Source organism: Deltaproteobacteria bacterium, assembly GCA_016874755.1.
GTDB lineage: Bacteria > Desulfobacterota > Binatia > UBA9968 > UBA9968 > DP-20.
Map to the genome: position 1 here is coordinate 46,386 of VGTH01000026.1, position 19,859 is coordinate 66,244.

The window sequence follows — 19,859 nt, forward strand, 5'->3', positions numbered from 1 at the left end:
CATTGTTGGCGCAGCGGCGCGTCATCGATGCGTCGCTGCGCCACGCATTGGCGGCGGTTCCTTCCAATGACCAGCTGTTGGCCGAGGCGCTACGCCAGGGCCCCTCGGTGGTGGCACGCGCAGGCTTGGACACTGCCAATAAATCAACGGCAGCGATCCAACAAACCGCGATGATCGTTGCGGGTGAGCCGCCCAATGGCTTCCTGGAGGGCTATGCCGGTCAGCTCGTCAATATTGGCGAAATCGAAGCGGCGGCTCAGGGCTATGGCTACGTTAATGACACGCGCGACAGCGACGGCGTGATCCGCACGACACCACTGCTCTTCAACATCGCCGGCACCTTGGCGCCGGCCTTGGCCCTTGAACTGCTGCGGGTCGCCACCGGGCAGCAACAATTGTTGATTCGCGCCGACCGTAACGGCATGCGCGGCGTGCAGATTGGCTCATCGTTTGTTGCCACCGAGCACGATGGCCGTGTGCGCATCTATTATTCGCCGGCATACGCGGAGCGGCGGATCTCCGCCGCGGCGATTCTGCGCGGTGTGGTCTCGGCGGGAGCGTTGAAGAACCGGGTTGTCCTCATCGGCGCCACCGCGTTGGGCATCGGCGAGATCGTCGCTACGCCCGTCGTCGAGCGCATGGCCGGCGTCGAAGTTCACGCTCAACTCATCGAAAACATTCTCGCCGGGAACCGCCTGCGGCGGCCGGCGCAAACAAAGCTCTGGGAACTCATGTGTTTGCTCGTGGTGAGCGGACTTTTGATCGCTCTTGTACCGCGGCTTTCACCGAGTAGCGCAATTGGCCTGTTCGTCGCAACTAGCGCCTTCGTCGGCCTCGGCAGCTTCTGCTTGTTTTACCGGGGCCAATGGCTCGTCGATCCGAGCTTTAGCATCGCCGGCAGCGGCGTTGTGCTCGCGTGCTTGTTGAGCGCCGGTCACGTCATCGCAAATCGGCAACGCCGCGAATTGAGCGCTGCGCTGGGCATCGAAAGAGACCAGCGCGCGCGTCGCGATGGCGAACTCGACGCCGCCCGACACATTCAAATGGGCATGTTGCCCGATCCGAAACAGATCGACGGCTTGCCGCCGACGCTGGATTTTTTTGCGCTGGTTGAACCCGCTGAGGAAGTGGGCGGCGATTTTTATGAAGCGCTCATGCTCGACGAGCACCGGCTGTTTTTCATGATCGGCGATGTTTCCGGCAAGGGCGTGCCGGCGGCGCTATTCATGGCTTTGACCAAGACGCTGTGCAAGAGCACAGGACGGCGCGAGAACGAGCTGGGCCGGCTGCTCACTCTCGTTAACGGTGAAATGTCGCGGGAGAACCCCGCCTCATTGTTTGTCACGGCGATCGTCGGCATCGTCGACAGCCGCACGGGGTGGCTCCAGTGGTGCAATGCCGGCCACAACCCGGCGCTGTTGCTGCGCCGCGGCGAAGCACCTCGCGAGTTGGCCGGCGCCGACGGACCGCCACTGTGCGTCGATGAACACTTTACCTACCGCGGCCAGAAGTGCGAATTGTGAGCTGGCGATCTGGTGATCTTTATCACCGACGGCGTCACGGAAGCCGAGAACCAGCAGCACGAACAATACGGTGCGCGGCGCATGCGCGACTGTTTGGCCGAAAAGTCTTTGGCGGTTGCCGAACAAGCCTGCCAGACGCTGCACGCCGACGTTAAGCAGTTTGCCGCCGGCGCGGCGGCAGCCGACGACTTGTCAATTTTGGCGATCGGTTTTCGGTTGTGAGAGGCGCCACTGGGCGAAAAAAAAGGCGGCGCTCAGTTTCCCGAGCGCCGCGCTTCGTCTTAGTATGGTCTTCGTTAAGTTATTTGCCAGCTAACTCAAAGCTAGCTTTGGCGTCTTCCTTGGCCTTCACTGTAACTTTTTGGGTGCTCTTGCCCAGCTTTTCGTGCCAAACCTCGACGGTGTAGCTGCCCGCCGGCACGTTCTCCAGCTTGAAAGCACCAGAGCCATCGGTCACTGCGAAATAGGGGTTCGGCGTGGCCACGAGCCAGCCTTGCATCCAGCCGTGCACATCGCATTTCACTCCCACCGCCTCGGGCTTGTCGATTTTCACCTCCAAGCTCTTTTTGAACTTGGGCTGCGCCAGGTTAAAAGCGCTGTTCGCCTTGCTGTACGAATGCACGTTGTGGAGAATGCCGTCCGGGTTCAAAATCTCAACCGGCGACCCCGCCTGGAAGGCCAACACATGGGGCTTGTACTCGCAGCCATTCTGGTCGAGCACAACCTTTTTCAACTCTGCTTTCTTGCCGCTCTTGATGTCAGTGATGGTGACCACAGCGTTGGCGAGGTTGCCGTCTTTGACAACCAGCGATTGATCGAACTTGGGCGATTTGTCACACACCTCTTTGTCTTTGCCGACATCCAGCTTCTTTGGCGCGGGCGCGGTGCCTTTGAACTTTACGGTCCCAGAAATGGAGCCGCCGTCTTTGACGTCGCCACCCGTATACTGTGCCATTACACTCGCCGGCGCCGCCATCAAAGTCGCCGCGAGAAAAACCGAACCCAATTTAGTCATACTGCCTCCTGTAAGTTTACTGCTCGTATTTTTGACGCAACTGTTAACTAAACATTCATTGCTTTGCAGCCGCTGCCGGCGCCGGCTTCGGCCTCGCCGCGGCGACCACGGGCGCGGCGACGGCTGCTGCCGGCGCTGCCGCCGCTCCCCTGCCAAGCGACATCAGGTAGTCGCGCAACGCTTCGATCTGTAAGTCTTCCTTGCCACCGAGAATATTGTCAGGCCCACCCGGGTAGAAAGAAGGCATTTTGGTACCAGGTTGGACTTTTTGCGGATCTTTGAGCCACTTCAGAATCCAGCTTGGGCTCAGTCTTTGGCGCGACATCGCCAGGTCGGGCGCCCAGCCCTCCTTCGGACCATCGGGGTTTTTTCCACCCTGCACGTGGCAACTCCAGCAATTGAAATAGTCTTTCGAAACCAGCTGCTTGGCCGCATCGATCGTTTCGGGCCGGATTCTTCCGTCGTCAACATAATGGTACGGCTGCTCGACCTTGGACAAGCCGTTGAAGTAATTCACCAGTTGGGTCGTGTGCTGGTCGGAGAAGCCGAAGGTCGGCATGCGAATATCCAACCACGGCCGCAGCGTGATGGGCACTTTTAGAAAGTTATAGAACCACTGCGACTGCACCTTTTCGCCCTGACCGTTAAGCGGCGGCGGCGCGCTTGAGACGTTTTCGCCGTAGTACTTCTTAACGTACCCGCCTTGCTTTTCGATCTCGTGGCAGCCGATGCAATTATACTGCTGCATCAAACGCCGCCCTTCGTTAACCTGCTGCACCCGCAAGCCTTGATCCGCTTGATAACGCTGGCCGACTTTACGGTCGCGGAAACCGCCGAGCAGCACCCGCAGCGCTTTGATATCCTCGTCCGCCAAGTTGAACAGCGGCATAAGCTGCTCGACGCGGTCCGTGGCGTAGCCGCGCGGGCTCTTGATCTTGTGATAGGTCCAATCGTCCCAAGTCTTTTTGACATCGGTTCGATTGCCGAACGAGAGCTCTTCCACGGTCTTGGAGCCAAAGGTCGTCAACTCAGCGCCGATGCGCGACTCGTTTTCCATGCCTTTGATATCGTGGCAACCGGCGCAGCCCCATCTGCGAACCAAGGACTCGCCGCGCTTAATATTCTTGGCATCCGCCAGCTTTTCCTGAATGCCAGCCACCGGCTCGGGCCGGCCGCCCAGGGTCATCAAATAATTAGTGATAGCGAGAGCTTCGTCGTCGGTGAGACGCAAGCTTGGCATGGTTGTATCGTGCTGATAACCGCGCGGGTTCTTGATCCAGTGATAGATCCACTGCGGCCCGGTCACTTTGGCGGCAATATCTTTCAAGTTGGGCACCAGATCTTTTTCCTTGCCAAGCGGGGTTGAGAATTCCCCTTCGGCAAACCCATGACAACCTTTGCAGCCGATCGTCTCGACGAGTTTTTTACCCTTGGCGATGTCGTTGGGGTCGCCTTCACGGTAACCCGCCGGCATCGGGTTTTCTTGCAACCACTTTTCACTTTCCCCTTTCGCCTGGGACCAGATGTAAGCAGAGATCGCCAGCGAATCGTCGGCCTTCAAATCAAAGTGCGGCATGCGCGTGCGCGGCCTAAACTTAAACGGGTTTTCGATCCAGCGCGCCATCCAACCGGCATCGACTTTGGCGCCGATCTTCTTCAGGCTCGGGGCGATCTTAGGAATATTTTCGTAACCCTTCACAAGATGACAACCGGTGCAGCCGACTTGTTCAAACAGTCGTTGGCCTTCAGCCAGGAGCGGCACGTCCGCCGCGAACTTTTGCACGTCAAGATGGCAACTCGAGCAGCTCGACTGCACCTTGGTGCCGCGCAGTAGGGGAAATTCCCATAGATGAACTTCGCCGTGGCCTTGCTTGGCGCTGTTGACGGCCACGCCTTGACCCTCGTGGCAGCCAGTGCAGCCAAATTTTTCCGGCGGATGCGAAGCATCGCCTAAGTACAATTCGCGTTTGGGATGGGTCTTGAACGGATGCGGCTCATTCTCAAAACCGGCGCGATTGATCGCCAAGTGGCAGGTCTGACAGCGATCCACGCGCGCCACCGGTTGATCGAACTTGTTGCGGTCGAACTCGTCCATCGCAACTTGTTGGATCTTGGGAATCTTGTAGAACGCGAGCGGTCCCAGCTTGAGCGTCACGTTCTCCATCACACGCAACCACTTGTCACGCTCACCGGCAATTTTGCCGATCTCATCTTCCAGCGCCTTGACGCCGCCATGGACCTTTTTGATCTCTTCCTTGACCTGCTCCCGCTTGGCGCGCGCCGCATCGAGGCTCGGCAGCAGCTTGGTGCGCTCCTTAGCGAGCTCGTCGAGCCGCTCTTGGTAGGGCTTGATGTTGCGCTTTTGCTGCACCGCGTGGTCGAACTCGTAGCCCGCCTCTTCCTCTTCGCTCTTGATGAACTTGACTTCCTGGTCAATCTCTTGGAAGCGCACGGTGGCGCGCACCTCTTCGGCGTGCAGCGCTTTGAGTTTTTTCGCCAGCTCGCCGCCCTGCACGCTGGCGTGCTCATCGGCCAGCTTCTTCGACAATTCTTGATATTTGGCGTCGGCCTTTAGCTTTTTGTCTTCTTCATCGTAGGCCGCTTTGGCTTTGCTATAGTCGAGCCGATGGAACTGCGCCTGGATGCCCTTCCACGGACGGCGCGTGATGTTGTCATCCCAAATCGCCCACACCGACAACGCGGCCAGCAACGCGGCGCCCAAGACAAAGACACTGCCGTAGGATTTTTTCTCTTCCTTTTGGTCAATCCCTCGTTCAGCCATCCGAATTCCTCACGCGACCTTGCGTTCGAGCGCACGGCCCAAAGAAAAAACCCCGAGCCCGATCAGCGTTAATACGATCTCTTCCGCCATGGAAGAATTTTTCACGATGCCGACATAGAGCGCATAGCCAATATCGGCAAGCCCAAACGCTTGTAGGCCTTTGGCGACGTAAAACATACTAAATGTTGATCCAAGGAGTGACCAAAATGTACTTCACGTTGAATACCAAACGGAGAAACATCTTGGCGGGCAATGACAACATCAAGACAAAGAGCAAACCGGTAATCGCAAAGCGCACCATGCCCCAACGTTCAAGAAACTCTCTGCCTTTCACTTTCAGGACCCACACGTAGAAGGCGACCATGCCAAAAACAAAATAGGCCCCGACTACAACCAAACCAAAGGCAGCCGACCACCAGTAATCGCGAAAGCCCACCAGATACGGCAGGTCGACGTTGGTCAAAGCGACCACCTTGTGCGGGTCCCAATACTGCCAAGGCCAGAACAGGTTCCAGCCCGGACCGCGGAAGAACGTACCGATGATAATCGTCACGACCCAGAGAACATGGAAGCCGAGAAAGAAGGTGAAGATTTCATACTTGCGCTCTTTGAAGCAGTAGTAACCATTGCCCTTGGGATTGATGTCGATAAAAGGAATGACCACCAAACCAACGATGATCAAGGTGGGCAGCACCACCCCGGCATGCCAGGGATCGAAATAGACCAGCATCTCTTGCAAGCCAAGAAAGTACCACGGCGCCTTCGACGGGTTCGGCGTCTTGGTCGGATTGGCCGGCTCTTCCAGCGGCGCATCGATGGTGATCGACCAAATTGAGAGCCCGATCAGCACGAAGAGCGCGACTAGAAACTCCATCCGCACCAGATGCGGCCAGGTATGGATCTTGTCATCGACCGGAAGTCTTTTTTCTTGCGTGGCGTCAGCCATGTCTAGTCCTCGCAAAACAGACGGATCGGTTGCACCCTAAACTAAAGCGACGGTCCGGAGAAACCGTCACGGCGAATGCGCCAGAAGTGCACCGCCATCAAGATGCTCGCCACGAGCGGAATGAAGATGCAATGCAAGATGTAGAACCGTAGCAAAGTGTGCGGCCCGATTTCGCCGCCGCCGAAGAGAAACGCCCGGGCGTCGTAGATTGGGTTGGCGCCGACGAATTCGGCAAAGGGACCTTCGTAGCCCAGCAGCGGCGTCGCCCGCGCCATGTTCGAGCCGACGGTGACCGCCCAGATCGCCAGCTGATCCCACGGCAGCAGGTAGCCGGTGAAGCTCAGCAACAGCGTGAGAACCAACAGCAGCACGCCGACGATCCAGTTAAACTCGCGCGGTGGCTTATAAGACCCTGTGAGGAACACACGAAACATGTGCAGCCAAACAAAGACGATCATCGCGTGCGCCGCCCAGCGGTGCATGTTGCGCATGAGCATGCCGAAGGGCATGTCGAACTCAAGATATTTCATGTCGGCGTAGGCGTATTCGGCGACCGGACGGTAGTAAAACATCAGGTAGATGCCGGTCACCGCGGTGATCAGAAACATGAGAAAAGTCAGACCACCCATGCACCAGGTAAAGCGCATGCGCACCGCATGGCGGCGGACCTTTGCCGGATGCAAATGCAGAAACACGTTGGAGGTAACCATCATGACACGGTTACGCGGCGTGTCTTCGTAGCCGTGGCGAAAGATCGCCTTCCACACCTGGCTTTCGACGATATCGTTTTTGATCTTCTCTAAAACGCTCATGATTACTTTCCGTTAGACTTTCAGCACGCTATCGGTGTATTGCTCGTCGGGTTCGCCCGAGGGGCCCATCTTGAAAACCTTGCCCTTGTCGACCACCAGCTGACCGTCCTCGCCAATTGTGACTTTGAAACGATCGAGCGGCCGCGGTGCCGGTCCTTCGAAATGCATACCGGTCCGGAAAAAACCGCTGCCATGGCAGGGGCACTTAAACTTGTTTTCCGCGGTCAGCCAGCGCGGCGTGCAGCCCAGGTGTGTGCATTTGGCGAAGATTGCATAAATGCCGCGCTCCTCGCGCACGATCCAGACGCGCTGGTCTTGCTTGTATTTTTCACTGACTTCGTTGATCGCGTAGTCGGACGGCAGGCCAGCTTTGAAGGTAGAGGGCGGTTGAAAAAGCACCCGCGGGAAAGCCGAGCGCAAAAGCCCCAGCAGCCCCAGGCCGCCGAAAACGCCAAAGCCGCCCCAGCCTAGGCGGGTGAAGAAATCTCGCCGCGACCAAATGCCATGTTTTTCTTTCTTTGCTTCAGCCATGCGCGCTCTCTATTTTTTGAACCAACTGATCAGAGATCCCCAGATGACAAAGATCAGACCACCCGTCATCAACAGCAGTCCCACCGGCCCGAAAACAAACGACAACCCCGCGCCCAGAAAAAATATTAGCACTCCCGTTCCTAGGGGGTTGAAAGGGGCTGGAGTCGACCCCCTGCTCGTTGCTTGATCCTCCGGCTTGTGGAGGAACTCCTCGCGGATCAACGCGAAGGCTAACTCTTTCAGGTCTTGGCGTCGCTCAGGATCGGCGTCCTGAATCAGACGACCAAGTTGTTGAGCCAGTCGTTCGATCTCTTGTTCACGCGCTTCGGGCGCTAGAGTGGGAGGATCTGATGTCACCTAAGATTAGAGTAAGTCATTATTATAGAAATCTTTTCTTGTCAACATTCGCGGCCCAAAGCTGTCATTTTCGGCGTAGTAAAACCACCGCAAGCGCCGCCATTCCTTGGCCGCGGCCAATCCATCCCTGCTTTTCCGTGGTCGCGGCTTTAACATTGATTAGCCTTTCGGCCACCCGCATGTGCTCCGCGACGCTGTTTTTGATGCGATCGTAGTGCGGTGCCAACTTAGGTTCTTGAGCGATCAGCGAAACATCGGCGTTGACCAACGCCCAGCGCTGGCGGCGCATTATTTTCACTACCTCATCAAGAAATAGCACGCTCGATACACCCTTATAGCGCGGATCGCTATCGGGGAAATGGCTGCCGATGTCGCCCTCGCCCAGCGCGCCCAGCAGCGCGTTAACCAAGGCGTGAAGCACGACGTCGGCGTCCGAATGGCCCAGCAGCCCCTTGGAATGGGCGATTTCGACGCCGCCTAGTATCAATTTGCGTCCGCGCACCAGCCGATGCGCGTCGAAGCCTTGGCCGACGCGAAAGTCCTGCGCCATGTGTTAAAACCCCAGCTCCGCCTGCAATCTATTCCCGTCACCCAGCAAGATCACCGGCACCTTGGTGCCCTTCTTGATGAATGTCTCCTGCTCCCGTACCACGATCAGGCCCTGCGCCAACGACAGCGAGCGCAGCACCCCAGAACTTTGCGTACCGGTGCTGGCAACCAAGAGCGCGCCGTTTTGGCGGCGCAGCCGGCAACGAATAAATTCTTTGAGTCGATGTTTCTTCTCCAAGTCGTGCTCCAACGTTGCCTGCTCCACCGGCAGAAATAATTTTTTGTGTCCCATCATCCTGAGCAGCGCCGGCCGCGCGTAGAGCAGAAACGACATCACCGACGACACCGGATTGCCGGGCAGGCCAAACACCGGCTTGCGGCCAATCCAACCGAACGCCATCGGGTGGCCCGGCCGCTGCGCCACGCGCCAGAAATCCATGCGCATGCCGGCGTCGCGTAATACTTCTTTGACGAAATCGTAGTCGCCGACGGAAACCCCGCCCGAGGTCATGATCACATCGCAACGCAACGCTTTCCTGAGCGCCGCCGCCAGCCCTTTGCGGGTGTCGCGCGCGATGCCCAACAGCCGTGGCAGCGCGCCGGTTTCCTCGATCGCCGCGGCGAGCGTGTAACTATTACTATTAACGATCTTACCAGGGGCGGGAGGGTCGTCGACGTTCAACAATTCGTCCCCGGTGGAGATGATCGCCACAGTTGGCCGTCTAAACACCGCCACCCGTGCTCGGCCGACCGATGCTAGCAAACCCAAATCCGCCGGCGCCAGCGGCTTACTTTTGGCAAGTATCACTTGGCCTTTGCGGATATCTTCGCCGGCTTTGCGAATGTGACTGCCGCGCCCATCGGTTTTCTTGATGAGCACGCGATCGCCGCTGCATTCCGTATCTTCCACGCGCACAATCGCCTCTGCGCCGCGCGGCACCGGCGCACCGGTCATAATGCGCATGGCGCTGCGATCTTCGAATCGCTGCTTAGCCACATAGCCGGCCGCGATGGTCTCGATGACCCGCAGCGTAGCCGGCGTGTTGGCGACGTCGCGCCAACGCACCGCGAAGCCATCCATCGCTGAGTTGTCGAAAGGGGGAACACTCCGCCCGGCGCGAACATCGCGCGCCAGCACGCGGCCGCGCGCGGCAAGCAGCGGAACTTCTTCTGCCGGCAGCGCGCGTATTTGTTTTAGCACGAGCGCCACCGCGCGTTCGACGGAAATCACACTGGCATAATCGCTTTAAGCTCGCTAACAATCAACTCACCGGCGCCTTTACTCACCGTTTTTGATCGTTCTGGCTTTGCGCTTTTCGATTCGGTATAAATTGGCGAATGCGCATGCTTTTGTCATGTCTCGCGGTCCTGCTGATTCTTCCGCTTTATACGGTGGTGTCGGGCCAAGTGCCGCTCAACCGCGATTTCAGGACCGCGGACCGCTCCAGCGCGGGCATCGCACCGCGCGCCGAGAACACGCCCGAGGCGGTAGTCCAGGTTTATTGTGCCCGCGCGCTCAACTGGCGCGGCATCTTCGGCGTGCACTGCTGGATTGCCACGAAAAACGAAAACGCCGCCGAGTACATCGTGCACCATGTGATCGGCTGGCGCCTGTATCGCGGCTTGCCAGTGGTGGTTTCAGCGCCGGGCATTCCCGACGGCCGTTGGTTCGGCAACGAACCCACGTTAATCGGCGAATTGCGCGGCGATGCCGCCGCTCAAGCGATTCCCAAAATCGTCGCCGCAGCCGCAAGCTACCCCTATCAGAACGAGTATCGCGTCTGGCCCGGCCCCAACAGCAACACGTTTATGGCGCATATCGGCAGACAGGTTCCTGAACTAAAAATGGATCTGCCGGCGACGGCCATCGGCAAAGACTTTCCGATTAACGGGTCGATCGTCGACCGCACCCCCAGCGGCACCGGCTATCAGGTTTCTATGCTGGGATTGCTAGGCGTCACGATGGCGCGCGAAGAAGGCCTGGAATTGAACTTGCTCGGTCTCAATTTCGGCATCGACTTCGATCGGCCAGCACTCAAACTCCCTTTCGTCGGCCGCATCGGCGTCGGCGAACGCTAGTACCCGCTTGCACGCGCCCGGTAGGTTGGGTTCGCGAAGCGTAACCCAACATGGCGCTTCACCGCATTTCCTTCGACACCCGCACCGCGCTGATGACCGCCCCGACGCAACAGAGCGCCGCGGCTGTCCAATAGGCATAGTGAAAGCCGCGCATAAACGCATCGAGCCCTGCAGCGCCGTTGCCCGCCGTCATCTGCAATTTGAGATCGTTGAGAGCGATGCCGCCAAGCTGCGCGCTGACGACCGTCGCCGCCAGCGCCGCGCCAACGGAATAGCCCAGGCTGCGCACGATCGACAAAAACGACGAGCCGACACCCAAGCGTGAGCGCGGCAGCGAGCTCATCAGCAAGTTATTATTCGGCGTCTGAAACAGCCCCATGCCAAAACCCAGGAAGAACAAACAAACGACAATCGGCAGCGCCGCAGTCGTGGGCGAAACAAATCCTAAGAACACAAACGCAATCGCGGTGACCGTCATGCCGAGCGCGCAAAGATTCTCGGCGCGAAAGCGCTCCGACATCCAACCGGTCAGCGGTGCCAAGAGCGCCATGGCAAACGGCATCGGCGCGATCAGCACGCCGGCACGGAGCGGATCGAGCCCCATCGCCAGCTGCAGAAAAAACGGCATGAGCAAAATATTGACGCTCATGGCGATAAAGCTGATCAAACGCGCCGCGTTTCCCAATGTAAATGCCGGAATGCGGAACAGGCTCAAATCGAGCAGCGGCGCTTGGACGCGCTTCTCCCAAGCAATAAAGAAAGCCAGCGCCGCGCTCCCTGCCGCAAGCGGGAGCAGCACCGGCAGCGTCGACCAACCGCCCTTCTGCGCGCTCGTCAAGCCGTAGAGCAAAAGCGAAATCGCCAACGCGAAAGCGATGGCGCCGGCAACATCGAAGGCACTCTTTCTTTCACCCGATCCCTTGAAACTATCAGCCGGCAGCAGCACACGCGCGGCGCAGAAACCCACGCAGGCCAGCGCCGCCGAAATAAAAAAATTCGAGCGCCAGCCGAAACCATGGGTCAGCAAACCGCCCAGCACCGGCCCCAGCGTGTAGCCCATGGCCGATATGGTCCCGCCGGCGATGCCCATGGCGCGGCCGCGCTCCTCAGGCGGAAACAACGCGGTCACCAATGCGAAATTATTCGCCATGATCAGAGCGCTGCCGGCCGCTTGCAAAGAGCGGAAAAAAATAAGCTGTCCGGCGCCCTGTGCCAGCCCCGCCGCTAGCGAGCTCAGCGCGTAAAAAATGAAGCCGACCAGAAAGAGTTTGCCAACGCCGACGAGATCGGACATGCGGCCGCAGGGTAAATAGAGCGAAGCCGTGATCAACGCATAGACCAGCGCAATCCAACTCGCCAAGGTCAAATCGGCGTTGAACTCCGTGATAATCACCGGCAGCGCCACGCTCAACTGCCCGGTGTCCGAAGTAACGATTAAAGTGGCGATCGAGGCCACCGAAAGCGACCACCAGCGGCGGCGTTTGGCGTCGGCAGAATGCTTCGACAAGCTCAGCATGAACGGATTCCTCGAATCAAATGAACTCTTATTCCGTTCGTCCTGAGCTTGTCGAAGGACTCCGAACAAGACGGCGGTGCCGTAGCGCGATCACCGTAAAATAGGCCAGAATCGCCCTCTTTTCTCAATTAGCTTTAGCGGCACGCCGTAGATCTCTTTCAGCAAATTGGGCTTCATCACCTGCGCGGTGTCGCCCGCGTGCAAGACTTTGCCACCCTTCAGCACCAAGGCTTTCTTGAACAGCGGCAAAACTTCTTCGATATGATGCGTGACATAAATCAGCGCGGGAATATTTTTGCGCTTGGCAAAATCGCTCAAGCTCATAAGAAACTGCTCGCGCGCGCCCGGGTCCATGCCGGCGCAGGGCTCGTCGAGAATAATCAGGTAGGGCTTGGTCATGCGCGCCCGCGCGATCAGCACGCGTTGCTGCTCGCCCTGTGACAATGTGCCAAACTCGCGCTTGGCCAAGTGCGCGCAACCCAATTCTTTCAAATTGCGCTGCGCCAGTGCCAACTCGCTCTTGCTCGCCTGTCCCCAGAAACCGCCGAGATACCCGATCTGCGCGAACCGGCCAGAGACGACCGTGTGGATGACGAGCTCTTGAGATGGAATTTCGAACGCTAGTGTCGCGGTCACCCAGCCGATGCTTTTGCGCAACTCGGGCAAATAAGTTAGCGCTTCACCCCTGCGCAAGATGTCGCCGCCGGCATTGGGCCAGAGATAACCGCTGGCAAGCCTGAGCAACGTCGTCTTCCCCGAACCGTTCGGCCCGAGTATCGCCCAATGCTCGCCCGGCTGCACCGTCCAGTTGATGGAATGGAGAATCTTCTTGCGACCGTCGCCGATATAGGAAACGTTGCGCAGTTCAAAGGCTGGCGTCGTATTCATGCTCGAAGCATGAAAGTGACCGGAATCAGGGCAAGTTTCAACCGCCGGAGCAACTTGCAGATTTCTATAACGCAATCGTTTCGACGAGTTGCATCTCTTCTGCCGTCAAGGGCGCTAATTTCTCCGCTGCCAAATCCTCTTTCATGTGCTGCTCGCTGGTCGTGCCGGTGAGCGGCAGCATGCCGATCTGCATCGCGAAGCGAAAGATCACCTGCGCCGGGCCAGTGCCCAAGCGTCCGGCGATGTCGTGAATTTCCTGGGTGCGGAGGTATTGGACATTGGCCGTCAACAAAGAGAAGCCTTGATAGATAATACCCTCGGCGTTGCAAATTTGCCGCACATGATAGTCCCAACCCATCTGCGCATAGCAACGATTCTGCACCATCATCGGTTTGACCTTGACCTGTTCACACAGGAGCTTTAGCTGCGGCGCGGTGATGTTACTGACGCCGATCATCTTCGTCTTGCCCGCATGATAAAGCGCCTCCATGGCGGCCCACACTTCCCAATCGCGATCGTCCAATCCGCGCCGCGAATAAGGCGAATGCAGAACGTAAGAATCGAGATAATCGGTGTGCAGGTGTTTGAGCGAGATCGCGAACGACTGCGTTACTTGATCGGTGATCCTCGCCGAAGCATCGTAGGGCTCTTGACCGCCCTGGCCGTCGGGCGAGGTGAACTTGGTCTGGACAAACAAGCTTTCCCGTTTGACACCTTTCTTGGCAAGCGCAAGCAAGGCGTCACCCACCAAAGCTTCTTGATAATGAATCAACTGATTCGCCGTATCGATCGCGGTGAATCCCGACTCCACCGCCAGCTCGACCAAGCGCGCGGTGGCCTCTTTTTTCCAAGCCGTGCCGTACATAAAACTCGGAACGGTGATCTGGTTGTGACTGATCAATGCCATGACACCAATGCTATTAGAGTTCACCGGACAAAGATAGCGCCTTCGCGGACCTTTGCAGCGGAGCATGTGCGCGCCTCAGTGCAAGCTCTAGAATTCGATTAGGCTAGCAGGAACGCCCGCTCGACTTTGCTCGGGGGGCCAAGAATTTTGCTGGTGCAAGATTCTTGGGGAACCAGACTTCCATGAGGCTCTCGGTGCACGTGGCCGCAAAAATCTCCGCGCTCTGCGAGATGTTCCCGCAAAGGGCGAAGACCCAGATTATTAACGACCTCTTATCGACGGCATTGGAGCAGTTAGAGAAATCGCTCGAAGGTACCCATCCCTGGGAGGAGAGCGAAGAAGGCCTCGAGAATCTCCCCACGCAGAAAACGAACTACCAGGCATTGGTTAAAAAACATTTGGAGGAAGTCGAGGCGAGCGATCGCGGCGCTGCAGTTGAACCCATGCCCGCTGGGCGTAGACGAACAGGAAAATGAAAGCAACGCAGATCAGAGCGGAAGAAGGACGAAGCGCCCGAAGAGACGCGTACGAGTCGCGCCCTGTCGGCGGCATACAATGGCAGACCTCGACGATGTTCTCCGTCAGATTATCCGCGAGGAACTCCCGGCGAGGTGATGAAGAATGACCCCAATAGAGCTCGAATCCTCAATAGGCAATAACAGTGGCAGAACTAATCATCGGATCATGAGACTTCCCGAAGTAAAAGCGATCACGGGCCTATCTCGAAGCACGATCTATTTTCGAATCGCACTGGGGACGTTCCCGAAACAGGTTCCCTTAGGCGGACGTACAGTCGGCTGGTTGGAGGCTGAAATCCAAAATTGGTTACACGAGCAGGTCGAAGCAAGCCGGCAACCGGGTGAGTCAAATTCATCATGGAATTGATTGTGGGCCGGGAAGGCACTGACTTTTCGGCGCGGCATGACCACACTGCTTGCCGCATGCGGGTAAGCCTGCATGCCGAAATATTCAACCGCCGTTGAGTACGTCCCGCTTTTAGACTGACAGTGATTCGCTACCTGCCTTGAGCCCATCCAAATAATCCGCCCAAGCCTGCATCATCTTGCGTCGTTCAGGTAGATGCTCGGCGAAATTATAAGCGGCACTGACCGTGTTACGATCAGCGTGAGCCAGCTGACGTTCTATCGCTTGATGATTCCAGCCTTGCTCGTGCAATAGCGTGGACGCCATACTGCGGAAGCCATGGCCGGTCATCTCGTCTTTCGTGTATCCCATCCGCCTCAGCGCGGCGAGAACAGCGTTTTCGCTCATCGGCCGCTCGTGTGTACGCGCACTAGGGAAGATATAGCGAGGCATGTGCGGTCGCGCGACGAACTCTCGATTGGTCACGGGCTCGAGCTCTCGGAAGATCTCAACTGCCTGGCGCGAAAGAGGAACGATGTGCTGTTCGCGCATCTTCATCCGCGCCGCGGGTATACGCCACTCGGCCTTTTGTAGATTGATCTCTAGCCACTGTGCACGGCGAAGTTCCCCCGGCCGAACGAACACCAGCGGCGCGAGCCGCAGCGCGCATTTAGTCACGATATAACCCTGATAGGAGTCGATGGCTCGAAGCAGTTCGGCGATTCTCTTGGGCTCTATGATCGACGCGTGATGCTTTTCCTTCGGCGGGGGAACGGCGCCGCGAAGATCGCCCGTCGGATCGCGATCGGCGCGACCCGTCGCAACAGCGTAACGGAAAACTTGCCCGCAGTTCTGCAATGCACGATGGGTGGTTTCGAGGGCACCGCGGTTTTCAATTCGACGCAATACTGTGAGCAATTCGGGTGCCTTGATTTCCGCGATAGGTCTCTTCCCAAGCCATGGGAAGATGTCATTTTCGAGTCGACGCAAAATCCGCTCCCCATGACCGGGTGTCCAACCACCCGAAAACTTCTTGTGCCACTCTCGAGAAATCGCTTCAAAACTCTCCGCGCCTGTTTGCGCGATTTTCGCCGCCTTACGTGCCTCGCCAGGGTCGATGCCATTGGCGAGATCTGAGCGCGCGTTGTCACGTCTCTGCCTCGCCGCTTTTAAACTCACCTCGGGATAGACTCCAAAGGAAATGCCTTTCTCCATGCCACCATAGCGATATTTCCAACGCCACCACTTCCTGCCGGCGGGAGTGACGAGCAGATACAGGCCACCACTATCGAATAACTTGAAGGGCTTCGCCTGAGGTTTCGCAGAACGAATGGCTACGTCAGTCAGCGGCATGTGGGGGTAACTCACTTTCCATGTCTACCAGTTGCCCCCAAAGTTACCCCAAATATGGGGTAGCTCTGGCTGGACAGCATCGGACCATGCCGGACATTATATACTATATAGTTTTATATTTACAGAGACTTATTGGACTTATTGGGATCAGGCCGGATGTGAAATTGGTGGAGGCGGGGGGAATCGAACCCCCGTCCGAAGGTCTTCCGCCAGATATGACTACATGCTTAGCCGATGTTTTGGTTTCGCTTTACGATCCCCCAGCGGCTGGGTCTCTCAAGCTATCCGGCTTGGATCTCGGCCTCATCACCCCCGGCGGGAGAATCGGCCCATCCCACTAAATGACGTCTTATCCAATCCCGTGGGAGAAAACCGGTAAGACGCTAGCTGCGGTTAGGCAGCCAGTTTGTATTCGAAATTGTCTGCGTTTAATTTGCAGAGCTGTTTGTTTAACGGGACAACAGCACCCCGGCATGCCACTCTGACTTCCCACCCCCGTCGAAACCACATCGCCCCCATGTTTTGAAAGTGTAATCATTCGACGGCGCAAATGCCAGTCTCCGGGCGGCGGTTTCAGCAACGAGCCTTGGCGTCATCTTGCGATACGCTTGGCCAGTTCACGCGGCGAGCCCATCGCCAGCGACATCGGAACCATCAAAGCGCTGATGACGATGAGTCCCCAGATGGCGATGGAATAGCTGCCCTTCCAGTCAAAAATGAGCCCCATCACCAGCGGGCCGACGACGCCAGCACCGACAGAGGATCCTTGCAAAATACCCAAGATGCCACCGATGGTGCGCGTGCCAAACATGATGCTGCCAACGGCGCCGCGCATCGGCACGAGGCAGCCAAAGCTGACACCGAACAACAGCGCGAAGGGCACCGTAGCCCAGACCGAGCGAACCGCCACCACCTGCAGATATAAAAGACCAATCCCCATCATCGCGGCGACAGCGGCCAAGACGATGCGGTAGTCCATTCTATCCAACAGCCAACCGCCGCCCACCCGGCCGATGCCGCTGAAGACAAACATGATCGACATGACGACCGACGCCCAGGCGGCGCTCAGTCCGATGTCCTGCTGCAAGTACGGAATCATGTGGACTTGGAAGGCTGAGTTGACGATAAAAGTGCCGGCCAAGTAGGTCGTGAAGAGCCAGAACTCTTTGGTGCGCAGCACCGCGCGGAGCGTCAGGCCGGCATCGGGCTGCTGGCGCGCGGCGCTCGCGCCGCCAACAGTCGCGCCACACTTTTCCGGCGGGTCGCCATCGGGGCGCAGGCCGTAGGGCTCGGGGCGGTCGCGCACAATCATACTGAGCAGAGTGATGCTGACCAGCACCAGCACGCCATAGCCGATCAGCACCGCGCGCCAGCCGTAGGCGTCGATGATCTGCGTGTTAAGAATGACGATAGGCGAGCCGAAAATCGGACCGGTGACGGCAATGCCGGTAGCCAAGCCACGATTGCGGCGAAACCAGCGCGAGATGATCACCGGCCAGGTGACCGCGTGGCTGACGCCCGACGCGCCAAGGGAAACGATCACGAAAAAAACAAAAAAGGTCACGACGCCGGTGGTAAAGCCCAAGCCGACAAAGCCAATGCTCGAAACCACCGCGCTCCAAAAAATTAATTTGCGCGCGCTGACACGATCGAGCAAGAAACCAATCGCCGGGCTAACGATGCCCGACTCCAACTGGCGCAGCGACATAGCCGCCGACAATACCCAGCGGTCCCAGCCAAAGGTGCGCTCGATGGGGATCATCAGAACGCCGAAGCCTTGGAAGTAGGCTGCGGAGAAAATCGTGTTGGTGAGAACGCTGGCGGCCACCAAGTACCATCCGAAAAAAATTCTCGGCTTGTGGCCCAGCTTGGCAGCCGTGTCATTCATGCCGCGCTTCCGCGGCGATCGCAGTTTTCAGAGAAAATCATCGCGTTGGCTCGAAGAGGTATCTCTGCACCATCGCAAGTTTTTAAGTTTCTTGCCAGTGAAAAGTGCATTCACGCCAAAATCATCGCCCCCCCAGCTAAGAATCGGCTAGCTGCGGGCTCTTTCCGACTCCCTCCGCGCAAGCCCGTTGACCCGCCCCGGCGCTTTCGTTTCGGGCTTCGCTGACCTAACGATTGTTGCCACGACAGGACAGTCGCTGCAGTTCTAGTCGAAAAATTTCGGCATCGAATCGGCAATACGTTGCTCTTGAGGAGACATAGCTATGGGAACAACAGTTATTGCCTGGCATGAGTTCTTTGCGGCGCTGGGCCGCCAGCCGGCCGCGGCTTTAAGCGAGTGGCTGAGCGCTTGGCGCTTTGGCGAGGAGGGGGTCAGCCTGCGAGTTGAATTCGCGAAACAATTACCAGCGTACGAAGACGCCACACCGGCTGCCGCCCCGGCGTGTAGCGAGAAACTCCATTGAACCCGGCCGTGGCGTATCCGCTTTTCTTGAAAGCGCTCGGCTTCGGTTTGATCTGGCTGTCGTTTGTGCTGGTCTTAGCAGCCTTGCTGCTCTCGCAGCGCCGCGAATATTTTCTGGGTGAACCCTACAAATATGTCATCACGCTAGCGGTTGCCGTGCTTGGCCTGTGCGCGATGATCGCGCTTGGTGTTGTCTCCGCAAAGAGCCAGAGCCATCAAAGCATTCGTTCATCGTTCGATCGAGGATAAATCACCTTATGTTGCGCGCTCGTTTCATCGCGACCTTACTGTTCATCGCACTCTCGCTCTTTGCGCACAACACTGGCGCTGAAGCAAGTGCCACCTCTGGCAAAGTCGCCATCGATAGCCAATCCCTCGCCGCGGGCATCGGTTTTAGCTGGGGCAGCGGCGCCCTCGTTTTCGACGGACGGAAGTATCCTTTTTCGTTCGACGGCGTGACCTTCATGGACTTCGGCTTCAGTCGCGCCAACGCCGTGGGAGAAGTCCACAACTTGGCCGACCTCGCAAAGTTCAACGGCACCTATTTCGCCACCGAAGCCAATCTTGCGGTCGGGGGCGGAGGCGGCCTCATGACTTTGCGCAATGAACATGGAGTGGTCATGCACTTGGCATCGATCTCTCAAGGCGCGCGGCTCCAGATTGGCACCAGTGGCTTACGGGTAAACCTGTGGCAGCGTCTGCACTGAGCCGCAATCGAGTAAGAACATTCACATAGCCCGTGCCCGCTTCAATATTATGCATCATACCTCGGGCGAGTCTGCCTCGGCCTCATGACGCGTTGCCCAACGAAAACGCACTTCATGTCTCTTTCGGCACTGGCACGGTGCTCGCAATTGAGATGGTATCGGGAGGGAGCAACCATGCGCCACGGCAGACTTCTAATAGTGCCAGCGATCCTGTCTTTGATACTAACACAAACGCCTCAAGTCTTGGCCGCCGACTACTACACGTATTGCGATCCGGACGGCAGACTCGTCATCTCCAACAAGAAACCGCCCGAGGGCAGTAAGATCATCAAGAAGCAGCAGCTGCCGGATACCCCCAAAGAGGCAGCCAACGTGTCCGACGATGGCACAACGGCCAAAATCGAAAGCGGCGAGCCGGCCAAAAGCGCCGGAGCCTCGGCGCAGTGCATTGAACGCCCACAAAAACGCAGCATCCGCATGAGCATGGTTGCATGAGCATGGTTGCATGAGCTAAAAACATCAACCAAGCAATAGAGGAAACAACTATGATAAGGAAATTTGGCAAGTTGATGTTGTCGACAACGACATTTCTGATCGGCTTCTACGTTGCGACCATCATG

General features: G+C 57.6%; 21 protein-coding genes and 1 other RNA gene. 9 read left to right on the forward strand and 13 right to left on the reverse strand.

The features are described from left to right. The first annotated feature begins 2 nt into the window (after positions 1-2). Positions 3-1,523: a CHASE2 domain-containing protein gene (locus FJ145_16295; GenBank protein MBM4262978.1), complete on the forward strand. Its 1,521-nt coding sequence runs from the start codon at positions 3-5 to the stop codon at positions 1,521-1,523. 9 nt (positions 1,524-1,532) lie between these two features. Continuing rightward, the gene (locus FJ145_16300; protein MBM4262979.1) at positions 1,533-1,745 is read left to right on the forward strand and encodes a hypothetical protein; all 213 of its coding nucleotides are present in this window, start codon (positions 1,533-1,535) and stop codon (positions 1,743-1,745) included. Positions 1,746-1,824: 79 nt separating this feature from the next. On the opposite strand, the gene FJ145_16305 is transcribed toward FJ145_16300, so the two are convergent. From FJ145_16305 to FJ145_16335, 7 genes are all read right to left on the reverse strand, one after another. Beyond that, positions 1,825-2,538, reverse strand: a complete 714-nt coding sequence (locus FJ145_16305; protein MBM4262980.1) for a TonB-dependent receptor — start codon at positions 2,536-2,538, stop codon at positions 1,825-1,827. 55 nt (positions 2,539-2,593) lie between these two features. Next, on the reverse strand, positions 2,594-5,320 hold the full coding sequence (locus FJ145_16310; protein MBM4262981.1) for a c-type cytochrome: 2,727 nt from the start codon (positions 5,318-5,320) through the stop codon (positions 2,594-2,596). Positions 5,321-5,498: 178 nt separating this feature from the next. Beyond that, positions 5,499-6,266 carry a cytochrome C gene (locus tag FJ145_16315; protein MBM4262982.1) on the reverse strand — a complete coding sequence of 256 codons (768 nt, stop codon included), beginning with the start codon at positions 6,264-6,266 and terminating at the stop codon, positions 5,499-5,501. 41 nt (positions 6,267-6,307) lie between these two features. Next, positions 6,308-7,078, reverse strand: a complete 771-nt coding sequence (locus FJ145_16320; protein ID MBM4262983.1) for a DUF4405 domain-containing protein — start codon at positions 7,076-7,078, stop codon at positions 6,308-6,310. A gap of 12 nt (positions 7,079-7,090) precedes the next feature. Continuing rightward, entirely contained in the window at positions 7,091-7,609 is a 519-nt protein-coding gene (locus FJ145_16325) for a Rieske 2Fe-2S domain-containing protein (protein MBM4262984.1), read from the reverse strand. A 421-nt stretch (positions 7,610-8,030) separates the two neighbouring features. Beyond that, positions 8,031-8,516 carry a 2-C-methyl-D-erythritol 2,4-cyclodiphosphate synthase gene (locus FJ145_16330; protein MBM4262985.1) on the reverse strand — a complete coding sequence of 162 codons (486 nt, stop codon included), beginning with the start codon at positions 8,514-8,516 and terminating at the stop codon, positions 8,031-8,033. Between the two features lie 3 nt (positions 8,517-8,519). Next, positions 8,520-9,746, reverse strand: a complete 1,227-nt coding sequence (locus FJ145_16335) for a molybdopterin molybdotransferase MoeA (protein MBM4262986.1) — start codon at positions 9,744-9,746, stop codon at positions 8,520-8,522. 107 nt (positions 9,747-9,853) lie between these two features. Here FJ145_16335 and FJ145_16340 point away from each other — a divergent pair, with 107 nt between their 5' ends. Next, the gene (locus FJ145_16340) at positions 9,854-10,594 is read left to right on the forward strand and encodes a DUF3750 domain-containing protein (protein MBM4262987.1); all 741 of its coding nucleotides are present in this window, start codon (positions 9,854-9,856) and stop codon (positions 10,592-10,594) included. A gap of 58 nt (positions 10,595-10,652) precedes the next feature. On the opposite strand, the gene FJ145_16345 is transcribed toward FJ145_16340, so the two are convergent. From FJ145_16345 to FJ145_16355, 3 genes are all read right to left on the reverse strand, one after another. Next, entirely contained in the window at positions 10,653-12,110 is a 1,458-nt protein-coding gene (locus tag FJ145_16345; protein MBM4262988.1) for a DHA2 family efflux MFS transporter permease subunit, read from the reverse strand. Between the two features lie 90 nt (positions 12,111-12,200). Next, positions 12,201-12,998 carry an ABC transporter ATP-binding protein gene (locus FJ145_16350; GenBank protein MBM4262989.1) on the reverse strand — a complete coding sequence of 266 codons (798 nt, stop codon included), beginning with the start codon at positions 12,996-12,998 and terminating at the stop codon, positions 12,201-12,203. Positions 12,999-13,062: 64 nt separating this feature from the next. Next, positions 13,063-13,905 (reverse strand): aldo/keto reductase, encoded by an 843-nt coding sequence (locus tag FJ145_16355; protein ID MBM4262990.1) that lies wholly within the window; start codon positions 13,903-13,905, stop codon positions 13,063-13,065. A 200-nt stretch (positions 13,906-14,105) separates the two neighbouring features. Between FJ145_16355 and FJ145_16360 the strand changes: the two genes are divergently transcribed. After that, positions 14,106-14,381, forward strand: a complete 276-nt coding sequence (locus tag FJ145_16360; protein MBM4262991.1) for a hypothetical protein — start codon at positions 14,106-14,108, stop codon at positions 14,379-14,381. A 145-nt stretch (positions 14,382-14,526) separates the two neighbouring features. Next, the gene (locus FJ145_16365) at positions 14,527-14,790 is read left to right on the forward strand and encodes an AlpA family phage regulatory protein (protein ID MBM4262992.1); all 264 of its coding nucleotides are present in this window, start codon (positions 14,527-14,529) and stop codon (positions 14,788-14,790) included. 111 nt (positions 14,791-14,901) lie between these two features. Here FJ145_16365 and FJ145_16370 read toward each other — a convergent pair whose 3' ends face one another. The 3 genes from FJ145_16370 to FJ145_16380 form a co-directional block, all read right to left on the reverse strand. Further along, positions 14,902-16,122, reverse strand: a complete 1,221-nt coding sequence (locus FJ145_16370; GenBank protein ID MBM4262993.1) for a DUF4102 domain-containing protein — start codon at positions 16,120-16,122, stop codon at positions 14,902-14,904. A gap of 165 nt (positions 16,123-16,287) precedes the next feature. Next, positions 16,288-16,639: a transfer-messenger RNA gene (ssrA, locus tag FJ145_16375) on the reverse strand. Positions 16,640-16,714: 75 nt separating this feature from the next. After that, the gene (locus FJ145_16380) at positions 16,715-18,010 is read right to left on the reverse strand and encodes an MFS transporter (GenBank protein ID MBM4262994.1); all 1,296 of its coding nucleotides are present in this window, start codon (positions 18,008-18,010) and stop codon (positions 16,715-16,717) included. A gap of 322 nt (positions 18,011-18,332) precedes the next feature. Between FJ145_16380 and FJ145_16385 the strand changes: the two genes are divergently transcribed. From FJ145_16385 to FJ145_16400, 4 genes are all read left to right on the forward strand, one after another. Then, positions 18,333-18,533 (forward strand): hypothetical protein, encoded by a 201-nt coding sequence (locus tag FJ145_16385; GenBank protein ID MBM4262995.1) that lies wholly within the window; start codon positions 18,333-18,335, stop codon positions 18,531-18,533. After that, on the forward strand, positions 18,530-18,781 hold the full coding sequence (locus FJ145_16390) for a hypothetical protein (GenBank protein MBM4262996.1): 252 nt from the start codon (positions 18,530-18,532) through the stop codon (positions 18,779-18,781). Before FJ145_16385 ends, FJ145_16390 begins: the two co-directional genes overlap by 4 nt. 8 nt (positions 18,782-18,789) lie before the next feature. Continuing rightward, positions 18,790-19,239, forward strand: a complete 450-nt coding sequence (locus FJ145_16395; GenBank protein MBM4262997.1) for a hypothetical protein — start codon at positions 18,790-18,792, stop codon at positions 19,237-19,239. An 84-nt stretch (positions 19,240-19,323) separates the two neighbouring features. Next, positions 19,324-19,734 (forward strand): DUF4124 domain-containing protein, encoded by a 411-nt coding sequence (locus FJ145_16400; GenBank protein ID MBM4262998.1) that lies wholly within the window; start codon positions 19,324-19,326, stop codon positions 19,732-19,734. Positions 19,735-19,859: the final 125 nt, after the last annotated feature.

What these genes read in the sequence shown, in the direction of transcription:
- FJ145_16305 (MBM4262980.1), bottom strand. Translation starts at nt 2,538, where the DNA reads ATGACTAAATTGGGTTCGGTTTTTCTCGCGGCGACTTTGATGGCGGCG.
- FJ145_16310 (MBM4262981.1), bottom strand. Translation starts at nt 5,320, where the DNA reads ATGGCTGAACGAGGGATTGACCAAAAGGAAGAGAAAAAATCCTACGGC.
- FJ145_16315 (MBM4262982.1), bottom strand. Translation starts at nt 6,266, where the DNA reads ATGGCTGACGCCACGCAAGAAAAAAGACTTCCGGTCGATGACAAGATC.
- FJ145_16320 (MBM4262983.1), bottom strand. Translation starts at nt 7,078, where the DNA reads ATGAGCGTTTTAGAGAAGATCAAAAACGATATCGTCGAAAGCCAGGTG.
- FJ145_16325 (MBM4262984.1), bottom strand. Translation starts at nt 7,609, where the DNA reads ATGGCTGAAGCAAAGAAAGAAAAACATGGCATTTGGTCGCGGCGAGAT.
- FJ145_16330 (MBM4262985.1), bottom strand. Translation starts at nt 8,516, where the DNA reads ATGGCGCAGGACTTTCGCGTCGGCCAAGGCTTCGACGCGCATCGGCTG.
- FJ145_16340 (MBM4262987.1), top strand. Translation starts at nt 9,854, where the DNA reads ATGCGCATGCTTTTGTCATGTCTCGCGGTCCTGCTGATTCTTCCGCTT.
- FJ145_16345 (MBM4262988.1), bottom strand. Translation starts at nt 12,110, where the DNA reads ATGCTGAGCTTGTCGAAGCATTCTGCCGACGCCAAACGCCGCCGCTGG.
- FJ145_16350 (MBM4262989.1), bottom strand. Translation starts at nt 12,998, where the DNA reads ATGAATACGACGCCAGCCTTTGAACTGCGCAACGTTTCCTATATCGGC.
- FJ145_16355 (MBM4262990.1), bottom strand. Translation starts at nt 13,905, where the DNA reads ATGGCATTGATCAGTCACAACCAGATCACCGTTCCGAGTTTTATGTAC.
- FJ145_16365 (MBM4262992.1), top strand. Translation starts at nt 14,527, where the DNA reads ATGACCCCAATAGAGCTCGAATCCTCAATAGGCAATAACAGTGGCAGA.
- FJ145_16370 (MBM4262993.1), bottom strand. Translation starts at nt 16,122, where the DNA reads ATGCCGCTGACTGACGTAGCCATTCGTTCTGCGAAACCTCAGGCGAAG.
- FJ145_16380 (MBM4262994.1), bottom strand. Translation starts at nt 18,010, where the DNA reads ATGAATGACACGGCTGCCAAGCTGGGCCACAAGCCGAGAATTTTTTTC.
- FJ145_16385 (MBM4262995.1), top strand. Translation starts at nt 18,333, where the DNA reads ATGGGAACAACAGTTATTGCCTGGCATGAGTTCTTTGCGGCGCTGGGC.
- FJ145_16395 (MBM4262997.1), top strand. Translation starts at nt 18,790, where the DNA reads ATGTTGCGCGCTCGTTTCATCGCGACCTTACTGTTCATCGCACTCTCG.
- FJ145_16400 (MBM4262998.1), top strand. Translation starts at nt 19,324, where the DNA reads ATGACGCGTTGCCCAACGAAAACGCACTTCATGTCTCTTTCGGCACTG.